Below are 16,051 nucleotides of genomic sequence, written 5' to 3' on the forward strand. Positions count from 1 at the left end.
AGCCTGACGGCCGACGAGGGCTGCCACCGCCCAGCACCGTTCTCTCCCGAGACGCCGCCCCAGGAACTGGGCTTCGGCTCTGGGATGACCTGCTGGCGCAGGTTGCGGACTGGAACGACGCCGGTGTGTGGCAGCAGCCGCACGAGGTGGTGCTCGGCAGCATGCGGGCAGTTGGACATGTCGCGGGCGGTGATCGACGGCTCCCATGTCCCAACTGCTGTCCCTGGTCGCTGGTCTCAGCGCTTGAAACCCTACTTGACACATAGGAATTGTGGGTTAGCGTCGTATCTGTGACCAGCCAACACACCCTGCTTCAGGGCACCGCCATCGGGGTGTCGCGGGGATGCTGCCGTGGCTGGACCGCCGCCTGCGGCTGCTGCCGCTGAGCCTGCGCTCCTCTCTGTTTCCACTCGCGCCGCCGGCTCGACGATGACCGGCAGCCGATTCCTCGTACCGATCGACTGTTGCTCGCCGCCCTGCGTCCACGCGCAGTCGTGGCGGCGCGCAGCTGTCTTTGTCGACCCAGGAGGACAGCCATGACCGTCATCGCCGAACCCGTGACTCCGGTCGACCCGGACATGTTCCGTACTCTGCTGCGCCGGCACGCCGCCGCAGTCGCGGTGGTCACCGCCGCGGGCGAGCCACCGGTCGGGTTCACCGTCACCTCGCTCACGTCGGTGTCGCTACGGCCGTCGCTGGTGTCGTTCTGCCTGGCCCGATCGTCGTCGAGCTGGCCGACGATCGCCGAGACGGAGCACGTCGCCGTGCACCTGCTCGGTGAGAACCAGGAGGACGTCGCGCGGACCTTCGCGACGAGCGGCATCGACCGGTTCGCCGCACATCCAGCGTGGCGGTACGGGCCGCACCGGGTGCCGCTGCTGGACGAGCCGGTCGCGTGGCTCCTGTGTCGCGTGACCCAACGGGTGCCCGCGGGCGACCACGCCATCGTGATCGCCGAGCCGCTGATCGCCAGTCACCGCGACGGTGCGCCTCTGCTCTACCACATGGGGCGCTACGCCGCCCTGCAACCTGCGACGAAGGAGTTGTAAGTGACCTCACCATCCCTCCTGGACCGTCGGGCGTTCCTGTCCGCGACCCTCGGCGCGGTCACACTCGGCCTGACCGCCTGCGCTGCCGACGACACACCCACCGCGGCGTTGGCCGCGGGCGCTCCGCTGCCGCAGGCCGTGCCGAAGGGCACCAAGCTCGTCGTCGGAGACAAGGAGCACCAGAAGGCGATCGAGTTCTCCGGCGAGGCCGACAAGTTCAGCTTCGAGGTGGAGTGGGCGAACATCAGCGGCGGCCCACAAACCCTGGAGGCGTTCCGCGCGAAGGCGCTGGACATCGGCTCGGTGGCCGACATCCCGCCGATCCACTCGCACTGGACGGGCATCCCCACGAAGATCGTGGCCTCGAAGTTCCGCCAGGACCCGCTCAACCACGCCATCTACCGGCTCGGCATCGCACCGGGCGTCACGGTCGCCACCCTCGCCGACCTCCGCGGGAAGAAGATCGCGTACAGCCCGGGACAGGCGCAGGGAGCACTGGTACTACGGGTACTGCACAAGGCCGGCCTTACCAAGAAGGACGTCAAGCTGGTGGAGCTGCGGCGGGCCGCTTCAGGCCGTACTGGGTCCGCCAGGACAGAGCTGCGCGGCGACCCGCATCAGGTCGACGACCCGGCGGGAGGTGAGCCGAAGAGGCAGCATGCGATCGATTTTCCTACCAATCAGGTAGGATTTCAAGTCCTTGGGTGAGCATCCTTGGAGGCGGACAGTGAGTGAAACACCTGTGTCGAAACAGTCGGTGCCACTGCGAAAGCTCGGCTTCCTGACCATCGGCCTGTTCGACGAGGCCGACCCTCGCACCGGCCACGAGGCGACCCTCCAGCTCATCGAGTTGGGCGAGCACCTCGGCTTCGACAGCACCTGGGTACGCCACCGCCACCTCCAGTACGGCATCTCCTCACCGATCGCCGTCCTGGCGGCGGCCTCACAGCGGACCCGGCACATCGAGCTCGGCACCGCGGTCATCCCGCTCGGCTGGGAGAACCCACTGCGGCTGGCCGAGGACCTGGCCACTGTCGACATCCTCTCCGGCGGACGCCTCAACCCCGGGGTGAGCGTCGGCCCACCGATGCACTACGACCGGGTCCGCCGATCGCTCTACCCGGACACCGCCGAGGCGGAGGATTTCAGCTACACGCGGGTACGACGGCTGCTCGACCTCATTCGCGGCGAGCCGGCCAGCGACGTCGAGGGCTTCGAGGGTTTCGAGCAGTTCTCCCGCCGGGTGCAACCGCACTCCCCCGGCCTGGCCGCCCGGATGTGGTACGGCGCCGGCAGCCTCAGCTCCGCCCGCTGGGCCGGCGAGCAGGGCATGAACCTGCTCACCAGCAGCGTGGTCAAGGCCGAGGAGTCCACCGACTTCGCCGAGATCCAGCTCTCGCACATCCGGACGTTTCGCGCCCACCACCCGGACGGCGATCGGGCTCGTGTCTCGCAAGGGCTCGTCGTCATCCCCACCGACACCGCCACCCCGAGCCAACGTGCCCGCTACGAGGAGTACGCCCGTCAACGCACGCCTCGAACGGCGTCACCCCAGGGTCCGGCCCGGATGATGTTCGCCCCCGACCTCGTCGGCCCGTCGGAGCTGATCGCCGAACGACTGCTTGACAATGTCGCGTTCCGCGAGGTCGACGAGGTCGCGTTCGCTCTGCCCTTCACCTTCACGCCGGCCGACTACGCGCAGATCCTCACCGACATGGCGACCAGGCTCGGCCCCGTGCTCGGGTGGCACCCCAGCCGCTGACGTGGGCCGGCCAGGTTGAGCGAATTCCCTACTAATCCGGTCTGTGTTATAGGTCTCTAGTCCTGGATTTTCCTGGCGCCGCTCACGGAACATGGTCGCTGCGGCTCCCAGCCGCGCGGTGTGGCATCGACCGGTAGACGGTCTCCAGCTACCGGAACGAGCACCGAGAGGGGTCAGCGTGGGCAGGAAGTGTTGCCGGGAGCGCTGAGCTCCCCGGCCCACCCCACCCCTGGACCCCGTAAGGAACCAACGTGTCCGCCGACACTCATGCCGCGCCGCCTGCTCCGACCCGACCACCGAGCCAGGCCCGCAGCACAACCGCCCGCCACCTCTGGCGCCGCCTGGCCGCCGATCGTTGGGCGCTGGGCGGAGCCGGCGGTGTGGCCTTCTTCCTCGTCGTCGCGGCCGCCGCCCCACTGCTCAGCGCGATCGCGGGTCAGGACCCCTACACGTACGACCTTGACGCCCTGTCGGACTCCGGGGCGCCGAAGGGCTTCGGCGGCGGAATCAGCGCCCAGCACTGGTTCGGGGTGGAACCGATGACCGGGCGCGACCTGTTCGCGATCGTGGTACACGGCGCCCGTACCTCGATCCTCGTCGGTGCCGGGGCCACCACCGTCTCGGTGCTGCTCGGAGTGATCGTCGGCCTCACCGCCGGCTTCTACGGCGGCTGGTACGACCGCATCGTCACCCGGACCATCGACGTCCTGCTCGGTTTCCCGTACCTGATCTTCGTGATCGCGCTCGGCGCGATCGCCCCGGCCAGCCTCCCGAAGCCACTGCTCCTCGTCGGCGTTCTCGCGATCTTCGGCTGGCCCTCGATCGCGCGCGTGGTCCGTGGCCAGACGCTGGCGTTGAAGCGGCGCACCTTCGTGGTCGCATCGACCGCGCTCGGCGCAGGTGGCTGGCACCTGCTCGTACGGCAACTACTGCCCAACATCACCGCCACGATCATCGTCTACGCCACCATCATGATCCCGTCGATGATCGGAGCAGAGGCCGCACTGTCGTTCCTCGGGGTCGGCGTGCCACCGCCGACACCGGCGTGGGGCCGCTCGATCGGCGACGCGATCGCCTGGGTCCAGACCGACCCGATGTTCCTGGTCTTTCCCGGCGGGGCGCTCTTCCTCGCCACGCTCGCCTTCAACCTGCTCGGCGACGGCCTGCGCGACGCATTCGACCCGAAGACGGGAGGGCTGCGGCGATGAGACTCCTCCGACTGGTCTCCGGACGCCTGTTCAGCATGATCGTCACGCTGCTCGTGATCAGTCTGATCACGTACGCGGTGTTCGTCCTGCTGCCCAGTGATCCGGCGCAGCTCTCCTGCGGACGACCCTGCACACCCGAACGGCTCGCCGACGCCCGCGCTTTCATGGGCTACGACCAGCCCTGGGCGCAGCAGTATGTGGCCTTCCTCGGCGGGATCGTCACCGGCCGCACCTTCGGCACCGGAGCTGCCGCCGTGCACTGCGCGGCGCCCTGCTTCGGGTACTCCTTCCAACTGAACGAATCGGTCACCCACCTCATCCTGGAACGCATCCCGGTCACCTTCTCCATCGCCGTCGGCGCCGCCGTGCTCTGGCTGATCATCGGCGTCGGCACCGGAGTCGTCTCGGCCGTCCGCAGGGGCACCGCGATCGACCGGGCAGCGATGACGTTCTCCACGATCGGTGTCTCCGCTCCCAGCTACCTGGTCGGCCTGCTCGGCATCCTGCTGTTCGGCTTCACCCTCAACATGGTGCCGGTCAACGGGTACGTGCCGCTGACCGAGGACCCGGTGGGCTGGTTGTGGCACCTGGTGCTGCCCTGGTGTGTGCTCGCCCTGATCTCCGCGGCGGTCTACGCCCGGCTGACCCGGGGTCAGATGCTCGACGTGCTGGGCGAGGACTACATCCGCACGGCCCGCGCCAAAGGGCTGCGGGAACGGCGGGTCGTCGGTCGGCACGCCCTGCGCAACGTCCTCATCCCGGTGGTCACCGTTTTCGGGCTCGACCTCGGGTCGCTGCTCGGCGGCGCGGTCATCACCGAGCGGGTCTTCAGCATGCCCGGCCTGGGCGCCCTGCTGCTGGACGCGGTCGGCAACGTCGACCTTCCGCTGATCATCGGGGTCACCCTCTTCTCCGCGTTCCTCATCATCCTCGCGAACTTCGTCGTGGACCTGCTCTACGGCGTCCTCGACCCAAGAGTGGCGCCCTGATGCGCCAACCATCGAAAGGTAAGGCACTGATGAAAAGACGCAGCGCACTCGCGCTCGCAGTCGTACTCGCCCTGGCCGGTTGCAACGCGAACCCGGACGTTACGCCGGACGCCGGCGGATCGACCGGGGGCACCGCGAAGGGTGGCACGTTGACCATCCTCAACGCCGCCAGCGACATCAACTTCGACCCCGCCAAGAGCCAGAACCTGGCAATCACCACCCTGGGCCTGGTCCTGCGCCGGCTCACCACCTGGGAGGTCCAGCCGGGCAAGGCGGCGCAGGTGGTACCCGATCTGGCGACGGACACCGGTAAGACCACCGACGGCGGCAAGACCTGGACCTTCACGCTGAAGGACGGGCTCAAGTACGCCGACGGGGCTCCGATCACCGCAGGCGACGTCAAGTACGGCATCGAGCGCTCCTTCGCGCCCGAACTCTCCGGCGGCCTCGGCTACCACAAGAGCCTGCTCGTGGGCGGCGCCGAGTACAAGGGGCCGTACTCCGGAGCGGACCTGGCCTCGATCGAGACCCCGGACGCGAAGACCCTCGTCTTCCACCTCAAGACGGCGTACGGCGACTGGCCCTGGATCGTCTCCATGCCGGCGTTCGCGCCGGTGCCGAAGGCGAAGGACGACCCGAAGAAGTACAGCCAGAACCCGGTCTCGTCCGGCCCCTACCAGGTGGAGTCGTACCAGCAGGGTGTCTCGGTGAAGCTCTCCCGCAACCCGAACTGGGACGCCGCCACCGACCAGGTGCGCACCGCCGGACCCGACAATGTCGTCTTCCAGCTCGGCCAGGACACGACGGTCCAGTCGCAACGGCTGATCGCCGACTCGGGTGACGACCGCTCCGCCTTCGGCGCCGGTTTCGTGGCGCCCGCCCAGCTCGCGCAGATCGAGCAGAACGCCAGCGCGAAGCAGCGGTTGGTCACCTCGGACGCCGGCGCGCTGTCGTACCTGGCGCTCAACACCCAGCGCGGGCCGCTGAAGGACGTCAAGGTCCGCCAGGCCATCCAGTACGCCGTGGACAAGCGGGCCTACCAGGTCGCCTCCGGCGGTGCCATCGGCGGCGAGCTGGCCAGCACGTTGATCACGCCCGGCATCGCTGGGCGGGTCGACTACAACCTCTACCCGGCCGACCCGTCTGGCGACGTCGCCAAGGCCAAGCAGTTGCTCACCGAGGCGGGGCAGACCAGCCTGAACCTCACGCTGCTGTCCGAGAACGACCAGCCGAGCCTCGCCAAGTCGCAGGCCATCCAGCAGGGGCTGCAGCGGGTGGGCATCACGGTGACCATCAAGCCGGTGGACGAGGAGGCCTGGACCGCCGAGGTCACCGGCGACAAGGGTGACTACGACCTGACGGTCTCCAGCTGGCAGCCGGACTTCCCCAGCGCCAACGGCAACATCCAGCCGCTGTTCGCGTCCACCGAGATTGGCGGCGGTGGCTACAACATCGCCCGCTACTCCCAGCCCGAGGTCGACACGCTCATCGCACAGGCCACGGCCGAGACCGACCCGACGAAGGCACAGGCCCTGTGGGCACAGGCGGACAAGCGCATCCTGCAGGATGCGCCGATCGTGCCGCTGACCTACACGAAGAACTCGTTCCTGCACGGGTCGAAGGTGCAGAACTTCTTCGTGCCGTCGTTCCCGGCCTACCCGAACTACCTGAAGGTATCGCTGAAGCAGGGATGACGGTCTCCCCCACGGAGCCACACCTCACGAAGGCCACCCGGTCACCGCTGCTCGCGGTGGCCGGGCTGGCCGTGGAGTTCGAGGTGGATGGCGACACGCACGCAGCCGTTCACGACGCGTCCTTCGCGCTGCACCGCGGGCAGGTCCTCGCCCTGGTCGGCGAGTCCGGATCAGGCAAGAGCGTCACCGCGATGGCCGCCCTGGGCCTGCTCCCCGCCACCGCCCGGGTCAGCGGCAGCATCACCCTCGACGGCACCGAGCTGATCGGCGCCGAGCCGAGCCTGCTGCGGGAGGTACGCGGCGGCCGGATCGGCACGATCTTCCAGGAGCCGATGACCGCGCTCAACCCGGTCTTCACCATCGGTGACCAGGTCGCCGAGGCGATCCGGGCGCACCGCTCGGTGACACACTCCGCCGCCAACGCCCGGGTTCTGGAGTTGCTCGCCACCGTCGGCCTGGACGACCCCGCGCGGATCGCCCGCTCGTATCCGCACGAACTCTCCGGCGGTCAGCTCCAACGGGCGATGATCGCGATGGCCATCAGCTGTGACCCGCTGCTGCTGATCGCGGACGAGCCAACCACGGCGCTGGACGTGACCGTCCAGGCCGGCATCCTCGACCTGCTCCGCGACCTGCGCACCCGACTCGACATGGCCGTCCTCCTCATCACCCACGACATGGGCGTGGTGGCCGACGTCGCCGACGACGTGGTGGTGCTGCGCGACGGTCGGATCGTCGAGCAGGCGCCCGCCGCCCAACTCTTCGCCGCGCCCCGGCACGAGTACACCAGGGCGTTGCTGCACGCCGTACCCAGGTTGCCGGAGCTGCGGCTCCCCGAGCCGGAACCGGCGACGCCGCTGGCGCACGAGCCACGACCGCTCGACACGTCGGCCGGTACGGAACCCGTCGTGCTTCTCCGCAACGTCGTCGTCGACTATCCGGGAAGGCGGCGCGGCCGGCCGGTCCGGGCGGTGGACGACGTCTCGTTACACATCGGCCAGGGTGAACTGGTGGCCCTGGTCGGCGAATCAGGCTCCGGCAAGTCGACAGTCGGCCGGGCGATTGCCGGCCTCGTACCGGTGACTGCCGGCACGGTGACCGTCGCCGGCGTCGACCTGGGGCACGCCTCCCGTCGTGAACTGCGCACGTTCCGCTCTCAGCTCGGCATCGTCTTCCAGGATCCCGCGTCGTCCCTGAACCCCCGCCGGACGGTCGGCGCGAGCATCGCCGAACCGTTGACGCTGCACACCGATCTGCGCCCGGACGCGCAACGCCACCGCGTCGACGAGCTGTTGGACGCGGTCGAGCTGCCGTCGCGCCTGCGCGACCGCCACCCGTACGAGATGTCGGGTGGGCAACGGCAGCGGGTGGCCATCGCCCGCGCCATCGCCCTGAACCCGGCCTTGTTGATCGCGGACGAGCCCACCAGCGCCCTGGACGTGTCGGTGCAGGCACGGATCCTGGAACTGCTCCGGTCGCTACAGGGCCAGTTTGGTTTCTCCTGCCTGTTCATCAGCCACGACCTGGCAGTGGTCGAGCAACTCGCCGACCGGGTGGCGGTTCTGCATCGCGGCCGGGTCGTGGAGGAGGGCCCGGCGGACGATGTGCTGCGCGCGCCCCGGCACCCGTACACGTCGCGGCTGTTGGCGGCGGCACCGGTTGCCGACCCGGCCCGACAGGCGCTGCGGCGGGCGGCGTGGCGCCAGCTCACCAGCGCGCCGCGCTGACGGGACCACCACGGCCCGGAGAAGATCCTCGCCGAGGCGGCGTGGTTTGCGGTGCTGCGCGGCTGGCACGGTGCGGCTGTCAGGTGCAGGGCCCGACCGGATCAGACGCTGGACCGACGATCCGCTGGAAGCCGATCCGGTACGCGAACCGCGCGGAACGTGGTGTGGCGCCGCAGCGTGAAGCCGATCGACTCGTACAGCCGGATCGCCGTGGTGTTGCTGGCGGCCGCGTGCACGGTTGGGCGGAGGCCCGATCCGACGGTCTCTTACCCGTTCGCCGGCACGCGGCTCCAGATATCGTTGCATTCGGCGCAGACGGCCTCGGGGATCCATCCGATCCGCATGAGCCCCGCGAAGATCGCGCAGCCCACGCAGAACGCGAACACGGATTCGAGTGTCGCCGCCACGATCACCGCGCCGAGGACGAGGTATGCCGCGAGGTGCTGCCCGAACCCGAGCGCCAGCACAGCGGCGGTCAGGGCCAGCACAGCGCCGATCCCCTGGGCGAACCGCTTGGGCGGCCCGGCGACGAGCTTGGCCCGCACCGATAGCCGCGGCGTGATCACCCGCGTGACGAGCAGGCCGAGCGGGCTGAGTGTGGGGCCGCCGAGCACCCGCGCGACGAATCCGTACGCGATCAGCGCGGTAATCCAGGGCTGGTCCAGCACGATCGTCACCGTGGACAGGATGACCACCCCGGCGGCGACGAGTCGGGCGGATACCTCGTTCACGGGGTTGGGGAAACCGAACAGCGCGCTGGCCATGGCGGAATGATACCTACTATTCCCATAGATTGAGTAGCCTATATCCGCTGGAGCCGGCCGGACCGGCTGTGGTGGAAGACCAGCGGGCGTCGAGGTGCTGGTTGGTGCGCACCGTGGGCGGCCCGGCGACGTTCGCCCCGGACATCGGGCTGCTCGTCACCTCGCACCCCCTTTCAACCGGCACCAGAAACGTGAAGTACTTTACGCCTCGGTTAGGAAAGCCTAACCTTACCGACGCGAGTTGGAGTACTTCACCATGCGCCTCTCCCGGTTACTCGCCGGCATCGTCGCGGTCACCACCACGCTCGCGCTCGCCGCCTGCGGCGGATCGTCCGACACCGACAAGACGCCCGCCACGTCCGGAAACGCGACGACGACGTTTCCCCTGACGATCACTCACGCCCTGGGCACCACCACGATCGAGAAGAAGCCCGAGCGGGTCGCCACCGTCAACTGGGCCAACCACGAGGTCCCCCTCGCACTGGGGGTCGTCCCGGTCGGCTACGCCAAGGCCAACTTCGGCGACGAGGACGGCGACGGCCTGCTGCCCTGGGACGCCGCCAAGCTCAAGGAACTTGGGGCGTCGACACCGGTGCTCTTCGACGAGACCGACGGCATCGACTTCGAGGCGGTGTCGAACACCAAGCCGGACGTCATCCTTGCCGCCTACTCCGGTCTGACTCGTCAGGACTACGACACCCTGACGAAGATCGCGCCGGTCGTCGCGTACCCGCAGGCGCCCTGGGCCACCTCGTGGCGCGACAGCATCAAGCTGGAGAGCCAGGCCCTCGGCCTGGCCGCCGAGGGCGACGCGCTGATCGCGAAGATCGAGAAGCAGATGAAGGACGAGGCGGCACGCTATCCGAAGCTGGCGGGCAAGTCGGTGATGTTCCTGACCCACCTGGACCCGACGGACCTCAGCAAGATCAGCTTCTACACCACGCACGACACCCGGGCCCAGTTCTTCACCGACCTCGGCATGACGCATCCGCAGAGCATCGCGAAGGCCTCCGCGGCAACAAAGGAGTTCAGCCTCACGCAGAGCGCGGAGCAGGTGCAGAACCTCAGCGACGTGGACATCATCGTGACCTACGGTGACGCCGAGGGCACCACCCTGGCCACCCTGCAGAAGGACCCGTTGCTCTCCAAGATCCCGGCGATCGAGCGTGGCTCCTTCGTCTCGCTGCCCGGCAGCACCCCGGTGGCCACCGCCGCCAACCCGACGCCCCTCGCGGTCTCGTTCGTACTCAAGGACTACGTCGACCTGCTCGGCAAAGCCGCCGACAAGCTCTGATGACTCGCGAAACGACATCCGTGCCGGACGTCGCCCTGGTGCGACGCCCGGCACGGGTACGCCTGACCTGGCTCTTGGTCGTCCTCGCCGCGCTGGTTCTGGTCCTGATCGCGTCGGTCGCCTTCGGCTCCCGGATCGTCGGCTGGGCCGACCTCACCGCCGCTCTCGGCGGCGCAGACGAGACGCTCAATCAGGCGGCGGTGACCAAACGCGTTCCCCGCACGGTCCTCGCGGCTCTCGTCGGGGCGGCCCTGTCCCTGTCCGGAGCGGTGATGCAGGGCGTCACCAGAAATCCGCTCGCCGATCCGGGCATCCTCGGGGTGAACATGGGCGCGATGCTGGCGATCGCGGTCGCCATGGTCACCGTCGGGTTGTACACCGCCACCATGTACATCTGGGTCGCCATCGCCGGAGCGGCGGTGTCCTCCCTGTTCGTCTACGCGGTCGGCTCGCTCGGCCGCGGCGGCGCCACCCCGCTCAAGATCGCCCTGGCCGGGGCGGCCACCTCCGCCGCTCTCGCGTCGCTGGTGGTCGCGATCGTGCTGCCGCGCGGCGACATCGCCGAGAACTTCCAGTCCTGGCAGGTCGGCGGCGTCGGCGGCGCGACCTGGGACAGCATCGGCCAGGTCCTGCCGTTTCTGATCGCCGGGCTGGTCATCTGCCTGCTGTCCGCCCGAGCGCTGAACTCCCTCGCGCTCGGCGACGAACTCGCCGCCGGCCTCGGTGAACGCGTTGCCCTGGTACGCGGGATCGCCGCTCTGGGCGCGGTGGTGCTCTGCGGCACAGCCACCGCGGTCGCCGGACCGATCGCCTTCGTCGGCCTGATCGTTCCGCACCTGTGCCGACTGCTCGTCGGACTCGACTACCGGTGGCTGCTGCCGTTCGTGGCCCTGGTCGGCGCCGCGTTGCTGACCGCCGCGGACGTCGTCGGTCGGGTGGTGAACCGACCCGACGAGATCGAGGCCGGCATCATCACCGCCCTGATCGGCGCTCCCTTCTTCATCTACATCGTCCGCCGGCGGAAGGTGCGCGAACTGTGAGCACCGTGACCTTCGAGGCCGTCACCCGCGGGCGGACCCGGCGCAGTCGACGACGACACGCCGTCCTCACCACCCTCGCCGTGGCGATCGCCGTCATGATCACCGAATCGCTCATGGTCGGGCAGACCGTCTACCCACCCGGCGACGTGCTGCGGGTGATCCTCGGCGAGTCCGTGCCCGGCGCCTCGTTCACAGTGGGTGAACTCCGGCTGCCCCGTACGGTCCTGGCGCTGGTGACCGGACTCTGCTTCGGAATGGGTGGCGTCACCTTCCAGACCATGATGCGCAACCCCCTCGCCAGCCCCGACATCATCGGCATCAGCTCGGCGGCGAGCGCGGCCGCGGCCTTCGGCATCATCGTGCTCGGCCTCGGTGAGACCGGCGTCTCGGTCTTCGCCATCGTCGCCGCGCTCGGCGTCGCCGTCATCATCTACGTGCTGTCGTTCAAGGACGGGGTGGCCGGCACCCGACTCGTGCTGATCGGCATCGGCATCGCCGCCATGCTCAACAGCGCCACCTCGTACATCCTCAACCAGGCCGGCCAGTGGGACCTGCAGGCCGCGACACGCTGGCTCAACGGCAGCCTCAACGGCTCCACCTGGGACGAGACCGTCCCGGTGCTCATCGCGCTGGTCGTGTTCGGCCCGGTGCTGCTGAGCCAGGCCCGGAGCCTGACCATGCTGCAACTCGGTGACGACACCGCCGCAGCTCTGGGAACCCGGCTGGAACGTACCCGGCTGATCTCGATCGTCGCGGCTGTCGGCCTGATCGCGTTCGCCACCTCGGCCACCGGACCGATCGCGTTCGTGGCCTTCCTGGCCGGACCGATCGCGGGCCGGCTGGTGGGGCCCGGCAGCTCACCGCTGGTGCCGTCCGCGCTGGTCGGCGCGCTGCTGGTGCTCGTCGCCGACTTCCTCGGCCAGTTCGCCTTCGACACCCGGTTCCCGGTCGGTGTGATCACCGGGGTACTCGGCGCTCCATACCTCATCTATCTACTCGTCCGCACGAACCGCGCGGGAGGCTCGCTGTGACCACCGACCATGCACTGACGGTCGAAAAACTGACCGTCGGCTACGGCGACCGCGTCGTCATCGAATCGCTCGACCTCCTCGTCCCGCCCGGCCGGATCACCGCGATCGTCGGCGCCAACGCGTGCGGGAAGTCGACGTTGCTGCGGTCGATGTCGCGGCTGCTCGCCCCGCGCACCGGTCACGTCATGCTGGACGGCCGGGCAGTGCACAAAATGCCGGCCAAGGAACTGGCCCGTATTCTCGGCCTGCTCCCCCAGTCACCGATCGCACCGGAGGGCATCACCGTGGCCGACCTGGTCGGCCGGGGCCGCAACCCGCATCAGCGCCTGCTGTCGCGATGGAGCAGGGACGACGACCGCGCGGTGGCCGCCGCCCTCGACGCCACCCACACCGCCGACCTCGCCGACCGACCGGTGGACGAACTATCCGGCGGGCAGCGCCAACGGGTGTGGATCGCGATGGCACTGGCCCAGCAGACCGAACTGCTGCTGCTGGACGAGCCAACCACCTTCCTCGACGTCAGCCACCAAATTGAGGTGTTGGACCTCCTCACCGATCTGAACACCACCCGCGGCACCACCATCGTGATGGTGCTGCACGACCTCAACATGGCGGCCCGCTACGCGGACCACCTCATCGCATTGGCCGACGGCGGCGTGCACGCGGCCGGCCCACCGACCGAGGTACTGACCGAGGAGTGCGTGAAAGCCGTCTTCGGCCTCGACAGCCGAGTCATCGTCGATCCGGTCTCCGGCAGGCCACTGATGCTGCCGATCGGCCGCCACCACACGATCAACGAGTAGCGGAAACCCAACTCCGACACCGGCTCGGGCGAGGGAGAATGCGGTCGTACTGCCGGCGTTCGTCGTCACGGCGATGGTGGCGCTGTGGGTGGTGGCTCGTCGTCGGTGCGGTCGGTGGCCGGCAGCCAGAGCACGAACGTGCTGCCAGCGCCGGCTCTCGAGAAGACCGCGGCGTGTCCGCCGTGTGACTCGACGATCTGCCGCACGATCGACAGGCCCAGCCCGGTACGCCGGTCGTTGGAAGCGTTCCGGCCGGCGGTTCCGCGCCAGAATCGGTCGAACACCCGGCTCTGGTCGGCCTCGGCGATGCCCGGCCCCTCGTCGATCACGGCGAGCCACAGCCAGCCTCCGACCCGGCCGGTCGAGACGGTGATCGCCCCACCCGTCGGGGAGAGGCGTACCGCGTTGGAGAGCAGGTTGCCGGCCGCTCGGCGCAGGGCGTCCGGGTCGCCGATGCAGATCAGCTCGCCGCCGAGCGCGTACCGCAGGCGTAGCCCACGCGCGGCGGCGAGGGGCACGACGTCCTCGCCGGCGTCGCGGGCGACAGCGCTGAGGTCGACATCGGTGTCGGTGAGGGTGTCGGTGTCGCGGCGGGCGGTGGCGAGCAGGTCCTCCACCAGGCGGGACATGCGGGTGGTGGCCCGGTCCACGGAGGCCACCGCCTGCGTCCGCTCGTCGTCCGTCGACTCCGCCGTCGTCAGTGAGGCGTCGAGGTGGGCGCGGATGATGGCCAGAGGGCTGCGCAGCTCGTGGGAGGCGTCGTCGATGAGCTGCCGCTGGGCCCGGAAGGCGTGGTCGAGCCGGTCGAGCATGGAGTCGATGGTGTCGGCGAGGTCGCGCAGTTCGTCGCGGGGGCCATTGAGCTGGATGCGCCGCGACAGGTCGGTGGCCTGAATCTCGCGGGCGGTACGGGCGATGGCGCCGACCGGGCGCAGGGCCCGCCCGGAGAGCACCCAGCCGATACCGAGGCTGGCGAGGAACAGACCACCGAGTGCGACCAGCGAGTAGTCCCGCAAGGTCTGCATGAGGCGCAGGTTGACCTCGTCCTCGATCTGCTGGACCTCGGCGACCTCGATGGTGGTGCCGGTGGGCACGGTACGCCCGTCGCTCTTGAGCTTCACGAGCTGCGCCTCGTACCGCTTGGTGATCGGCTTCGGGTCGACCGCCCGTTCCACCGCGACGTACGCCGTCGCCAGGCCGGCCCCGGCGAGCGCGAACAGCAGCGTCGAGTACAGGACGGTGAGCCGGAACCGGATCGACCGGAAGATCTTCACGCCGCCTCCCGCAGCCGGTAGCCGCGCCCGATGAGTGTTTCGATGGGAGAGTCGCCGTGCCCTTCGGTGAGCTTGCGGCGCAGCGTGCCGACGGTGACCCGGACAGTCTCGGTGAACGGGTCGGCGTTGGCGTCCCAGACGTGCTCGAGTAGTTCCTCGGCCGGCACCACCTGTCCGGGACGGGTCATCAGGTACTCGAGCACGCTGAACTCCTTGGGGGTGAGCCGCAGCCGCCGACTGGCGCGGTGCGCCTCGTGGCGGGCGGTGTCCAGGGTCAGGGCGCCCACGGTGAGGACCGCGCCGGTGCCGGCGGTGTCGCGGCGCAGCAGCGCGCGTACCCGGGCCAGCAGTTCCGCCAACGCGAACGGCTTGACCAGGTAGTCGTCGGCCCCCTCGTCGAGGCCGCGAACCCGGTCGCCGAGCGCGCCGCGGGCGGTCAGCATCAGCACCCGCAGGTCTCGTCCGCTGGCCACCTCGACGTCGCCGCGGCGGATCCGCCGGCACACGGTGAACCCGTCGGTGTCGGGCAGGTTGATGTCGAGCAGCATCAGGTCGTAGGCGTTGACCAGCAGCAGGTCGTACGCTTCGGCGCCGTCGGTGGCCAGGTCGACGGCGTGCCCGGCCCGGGTCAGGCCGACACGCAGGGCGCCGGCCAGGTCCGTCTCGTCCTCCACCACGAGCAGCCGCATGACGCGAACCTATCCCCTCTGAATGAGTCCGGCCGCCACCCGCGCGGCACGCTCGATGGGGATCGCGAAGCCGATCCCGATGCTCCCGCCGCCCTCCAACGAGGCGATCGCGGTGTTCACGCCGAGCACTTCGCCGCGTGCGTTGACCAGGGGGCCGCCGGAGTTGCCGGGGTTGATCGACGCGTCGGTCTGGACCGCGGACTGGCGGGCGCCACCTCCGAGGCGTACCGGTCGGTCCAGCGCGCTGACGATCCCGGCGGTGACGGTCCCGGAGAGGCCCAGCGGTGAGCCGAGCGCGAGCACCGGCTCACCGACCCGGGCCCGACCGGGTGCCAGAGACAGCGCGGGCAGTCGGGCACTGTCCACCCGCAGCACGGCGATGTCGCTGTCCGGGTCCCGACCGACGAGCCGGGCGGACACCCGACGCCCGTCCTGACCCACCACGCTGATGGCGCCGCCCTGGGCGACGACGTGGTTGTTGGTGACGATGTGGCCTCTGTCGTCGAGGACGAAGCCGGAACCGGAGGCCGCGGTGCCGGTGCCGCGTACCTGCACGGACACCACACCGGGCAGAGCCTGCGCCGCCGCGGTGACGAGGTCGGCCGGCAGGGCCGCCGCACTGCCGGCCGGAGCGGCCGGCGTGCGCCGGGCCGACGCCCGGAAGTCCCGCGCGGGCCGGGAGCCCGCCGCCCCCCCCGGCCCCGCGGGCACCGCCCGGGGGGGCCGA

Annotated in this window: 15 protein-coding genes and 2 pseudogenes; 12 read left to right on the forward strand and 5 right to left on the reverse strand. The window is 69.6% G+C overall.

Annotated elements, in window-relative coordinates:
* Positions 1 to 57: 57 nt before the first annotated feature.
* The 8 genes and pseudogenes from ABZU52_RS09115 to ABZU52_RS09150 form a co-directional block, all read left to right on the forward strand.
* Positions 58 to 210, forward strand: a pseudogene (locus ABZU52_RS09115) (IS5/IS1182 family transposase); the annotation flags it as partial.
* A gap of 326 nt (positions 211 to 536) precedes the next feature.
* The gene (locus ABZU52_RS09120; protein WP_354970529.1) at positions 537 to 1,049 is read left to right on the forward strand and encodes a flavin reductase family protein; all 513 of its coding nucleotides are present in this window, start codon (positions 537 to 539) and stop codon (positions 1,047 to 1,049) included.
* Positions 1,050 to 1,757: an ABC transporter substrate-binding protein gene (locus ABZU52_RS09125; protein WP_354970530.1), complete on the forward strand. Its 708-nt coding sequence runs from the start codon at positions 1,050 to 1,052 to the stop codon at positions 1,755 to 1,757.
* A gap of 19 nt (positions 1,758 to 1,776) precedes the next feature.
* Positions 1,777 to 2,811, forward strand: coding sequence for an LLM class flavin-dependent oxidoreductase (locus ABZU52_RS09130; protein WP_354970531.1), 1,035 nt, complete (start codon positions 1,777 to 1,779; stop codon positions 2,809 to 2,811).
* Positions 2,812 to 3,062: 251 nt separating this feature from the next.
* A complete protein-coding gene (locus ABZU52_RS09135; protein WP_354970532.1) occupies positions 3,063 to 4,019 on the forward strand; it encodes an ABC transporter permease in 957 nt (318 codons plus the stop codon).
* The gene (locus tag ABZU52_RS09140) at positions 4,016 to 5,008 is read left to right on the forward strand and encodes an ABC transporter permease (RefSeq protein WP_354970533.1); all 993 of its coding nucleotides are present in this window, start codon (positions 4,016 to 4,018) and stop codon (positions 5,006 to 5,008) included. The genes ABZU52_RS09135 and ABZU52_RS09140 overlap by 4 nt, the downstream gene beginning before the upstream one ends.
* A 29-nt stretch (positions 5,009 to 5,037) precedes the next feature.
* The gene (locus ABZU52_RS09145; protein WP_354970534.1) at positions 5,038 to 6,702 is read left to right on the forward strand and encodes an ABC transporter substrate-binding protein; all 1,665 of its coding nucleotides are present in this window, start codon (positions 5,038 to 5,040) and stop codon (positions 6,700 to 6,702) included.
* The gene (locus ABZU52_RS09150; protein WP_354970535.1) at positions 6,699 to 8,429 is read left to right on the forward strand and encodes an ABC transporter ATP-binding protein; all 1,731 of its coding nucleotides are present in this window, start codon (positions 6,699 to 6,701) and stop codon (positions 8,427 to 8,429) included. Before ABZU52_RS09145 ends, ABZU52_RS09150 begins: the two co-directional genes overlap by 4 nt.
* 101 nt (positions 8,430 to 8,530) lie before the next feature.
* Here ABZU52_RS09150 and ABZU52_RS09155 read toward each other — a convergent pair.
* Together ABZU52_RS09155 and ABZU52_RS09160 are read right to left on the reverse strand one after the other, a co-directional pair.
* Positions 8,531 to 8,668 (reverse strand): annotated as a pseudogene (locus tag ABZU52_RS09155) (GNAT family N-acetyltransferase); the annotation flags it as partial.
* Between the two features lie 27 nt (positions 8,669 to 8,695).
* Positions 8,696 to 9,193: a DUF4395 domain-containing protein gene (locus ABZU52_RS09160; protein ID WP_354970536.1), complete on the reverse strand. Its 498-nt coding sequence runs from the start codon at positions 9,191 to 9,193 to the stop codon at positions 8,696 to 8,698.
* A 241-nt stretch (positions 9,194 to 9,434) separates the two neighbouring features.
* On the opposite strand from ABZU52_RS09160, the gene ABZU52_RS09165 reads away from it, so the two are divergent.
* Genes ABZU52_RS09165 through ABZU52_RS09180 form a run of 4 tightly spaced genes read left to right on the forward strand, consistent with a single transcriptional unit; the run spans position 9,435 to position 13,361 of the window.
* Positions 9,435 to 10,487: an iron-siderophore ABC transporter substrate-binding protein gene (locus ABZU52_RS09165; protein ID WP_354970537.1), complete on the forward strand. Its 1,053-nt coding sequence runs from the start codon at positions 9,435 to 9,437 to the stop codon at positions 10,485 to 10,487.
* The gene (locus ABZU52_RS09170; RefSeq protein ID WP_354970538.1) at positions 10,487 to 11,527 is read left to right on the forward strand and encodes an iron ABC transporter permease; all 1,041 of its coding nucleotides are present in this window, start codon (positions 10,487 to 10,489) and stop codon (positions 11,525 to 11,527) included. Before ABZU52_RS09165 ends, ABZU52_RS09170 begins: the two co-directional genes overlap by 1 nt.
* Positions 11,524 to 12,558: an iron chelate uptake ABC transporter family permease subunit gene (locus ABZU52_RS09175; protein WP_354970539.1), complete on the forward strand. Its 1,035-nt coding sequence runs from the start codon at positions 11,524 to 11,526 to the stop codon at positions 12,556 to 12,558. The genes ABZU52_RS09170 and ABZU52_RS09175 overlap by 4 nt, the downstream gene beginning before the upstream one ends.
* Positions 12,555 to 13,361, forward strand: coding sequence for an ABC transporter ATP-binding protein (locus ABZU52_RS09180; RefSeq protein WP_354970540.1), 807 nt, complete (start codon positions 12,555 to 12,557; stop codon positions 13,359 to 13,361). Before ABZU52_RS09175 ends, ABZU52_RS09180 begins: the two co-directional genes overlap by 4 nt.
* Before the next feature lie 65 nt (positions 13,362 to 13,426).
* Here ABZU52_RS09180 and ABZU52_RS09185 read toward each other — a convergent pair whose 3' ends face one another.
* From ABZU52_RS09185 to ABZU52_RS09195, 3 genes are all read right to left on the reverse strand, one after another.
* The gene (locus tag ABZU52_RS09185; protein WP_354970541.1) at positions 13,427 to 14,635 is read right to left on the reverse strand and encodes a HAMP domain-containing sensor histidine kinase; all 1,209 of its coding nucleotides are present in this window, start codon (positions 14,633 to 14,635) and stop codon (positions 13,427 to 13,429) included.
* Positions 14,632 to 15,324, reverse strand: a complete 693-nt coding sequence (locus ABZU52_RS09190; RefSeq protein ID WP_354970542.1) for a response regulator transcription factor — start codon at positions 15,322 to 15,324, stop codon at positions 14,632 to 14,634. Before ABZU52_RS09190 ends, ABZU52_RS09185 begins: the two co-directional genes overlap by 4 nt.
* Positions 15,325 to 15,333: 9 nt before the next feature.
* On the reverse strand, positions 15,334 to 16,051 hold a 718-nt coding region (locus ABZU52_RS09195), incomplete at its 5' end, for a trypsin-like peptidase domain-containing protein (protein ID WP_354970543.1).

Source organism: Micromonospora sp. NPDC005220, from assembly GCF_040607895.1.
Classification (GTDB): domain Bacteria; phylum Actinomycetota; class Actinomycetes; order Mycobacteriales; family Micromonosporaceae; genus Micromonospora.

Coding starts and splice junctions, on each gene's coding strand:
- ABZU52_RS09120 (WP_354970529.1), top strand. CDS start 537: ATGACCGTCATCGCCGAACCCGTGACTCCGGTCGACCCGGACATGTTC.
- ABZU52_RS09140 (WP_354970533.1), top strand. CDS start 4,016: ATGAGACTCCTCCGACTGGTCTCCGGACGCCTGTTCAGCATGATCGTC.
- ABZU52_RS09145 (WP_354970534.1), top strand. CDS start 5,038: ATGAAAAGACGCAGCGCACTCGCGCTCGCAGTCGTACTCGCCCTGGCC.
- ABZU52_RS09150 (WP_354970535.1), top strand. CDS start 6,699: ATGACGGTCTCCCCCACGGAGCCACACCTCACGAAGGCCACCCGGTCA.
- ABZU52_RS09160 (WP_354970536.1), bottom strand. CDS start 9,193: ATGGCCAGCGCGCTGTTCGGTTTCCCCAACCCCGTGAACGAGGTATCC.
- ABZU52_RS09170 (WP_354970538.1), top strand. CDS start 10,487: ATGACTCGCGAAACGACATCCGTGCCGGACGTCGCCCTGGTGCGACGC.
- ABZU52_RS09190 (WP_354970542.1), bottom strand. CDS start 15,324: ATGCGGCTGCTCGTGGTGGAGGACGAGACGGACCTGGCCGGCGCCCTG.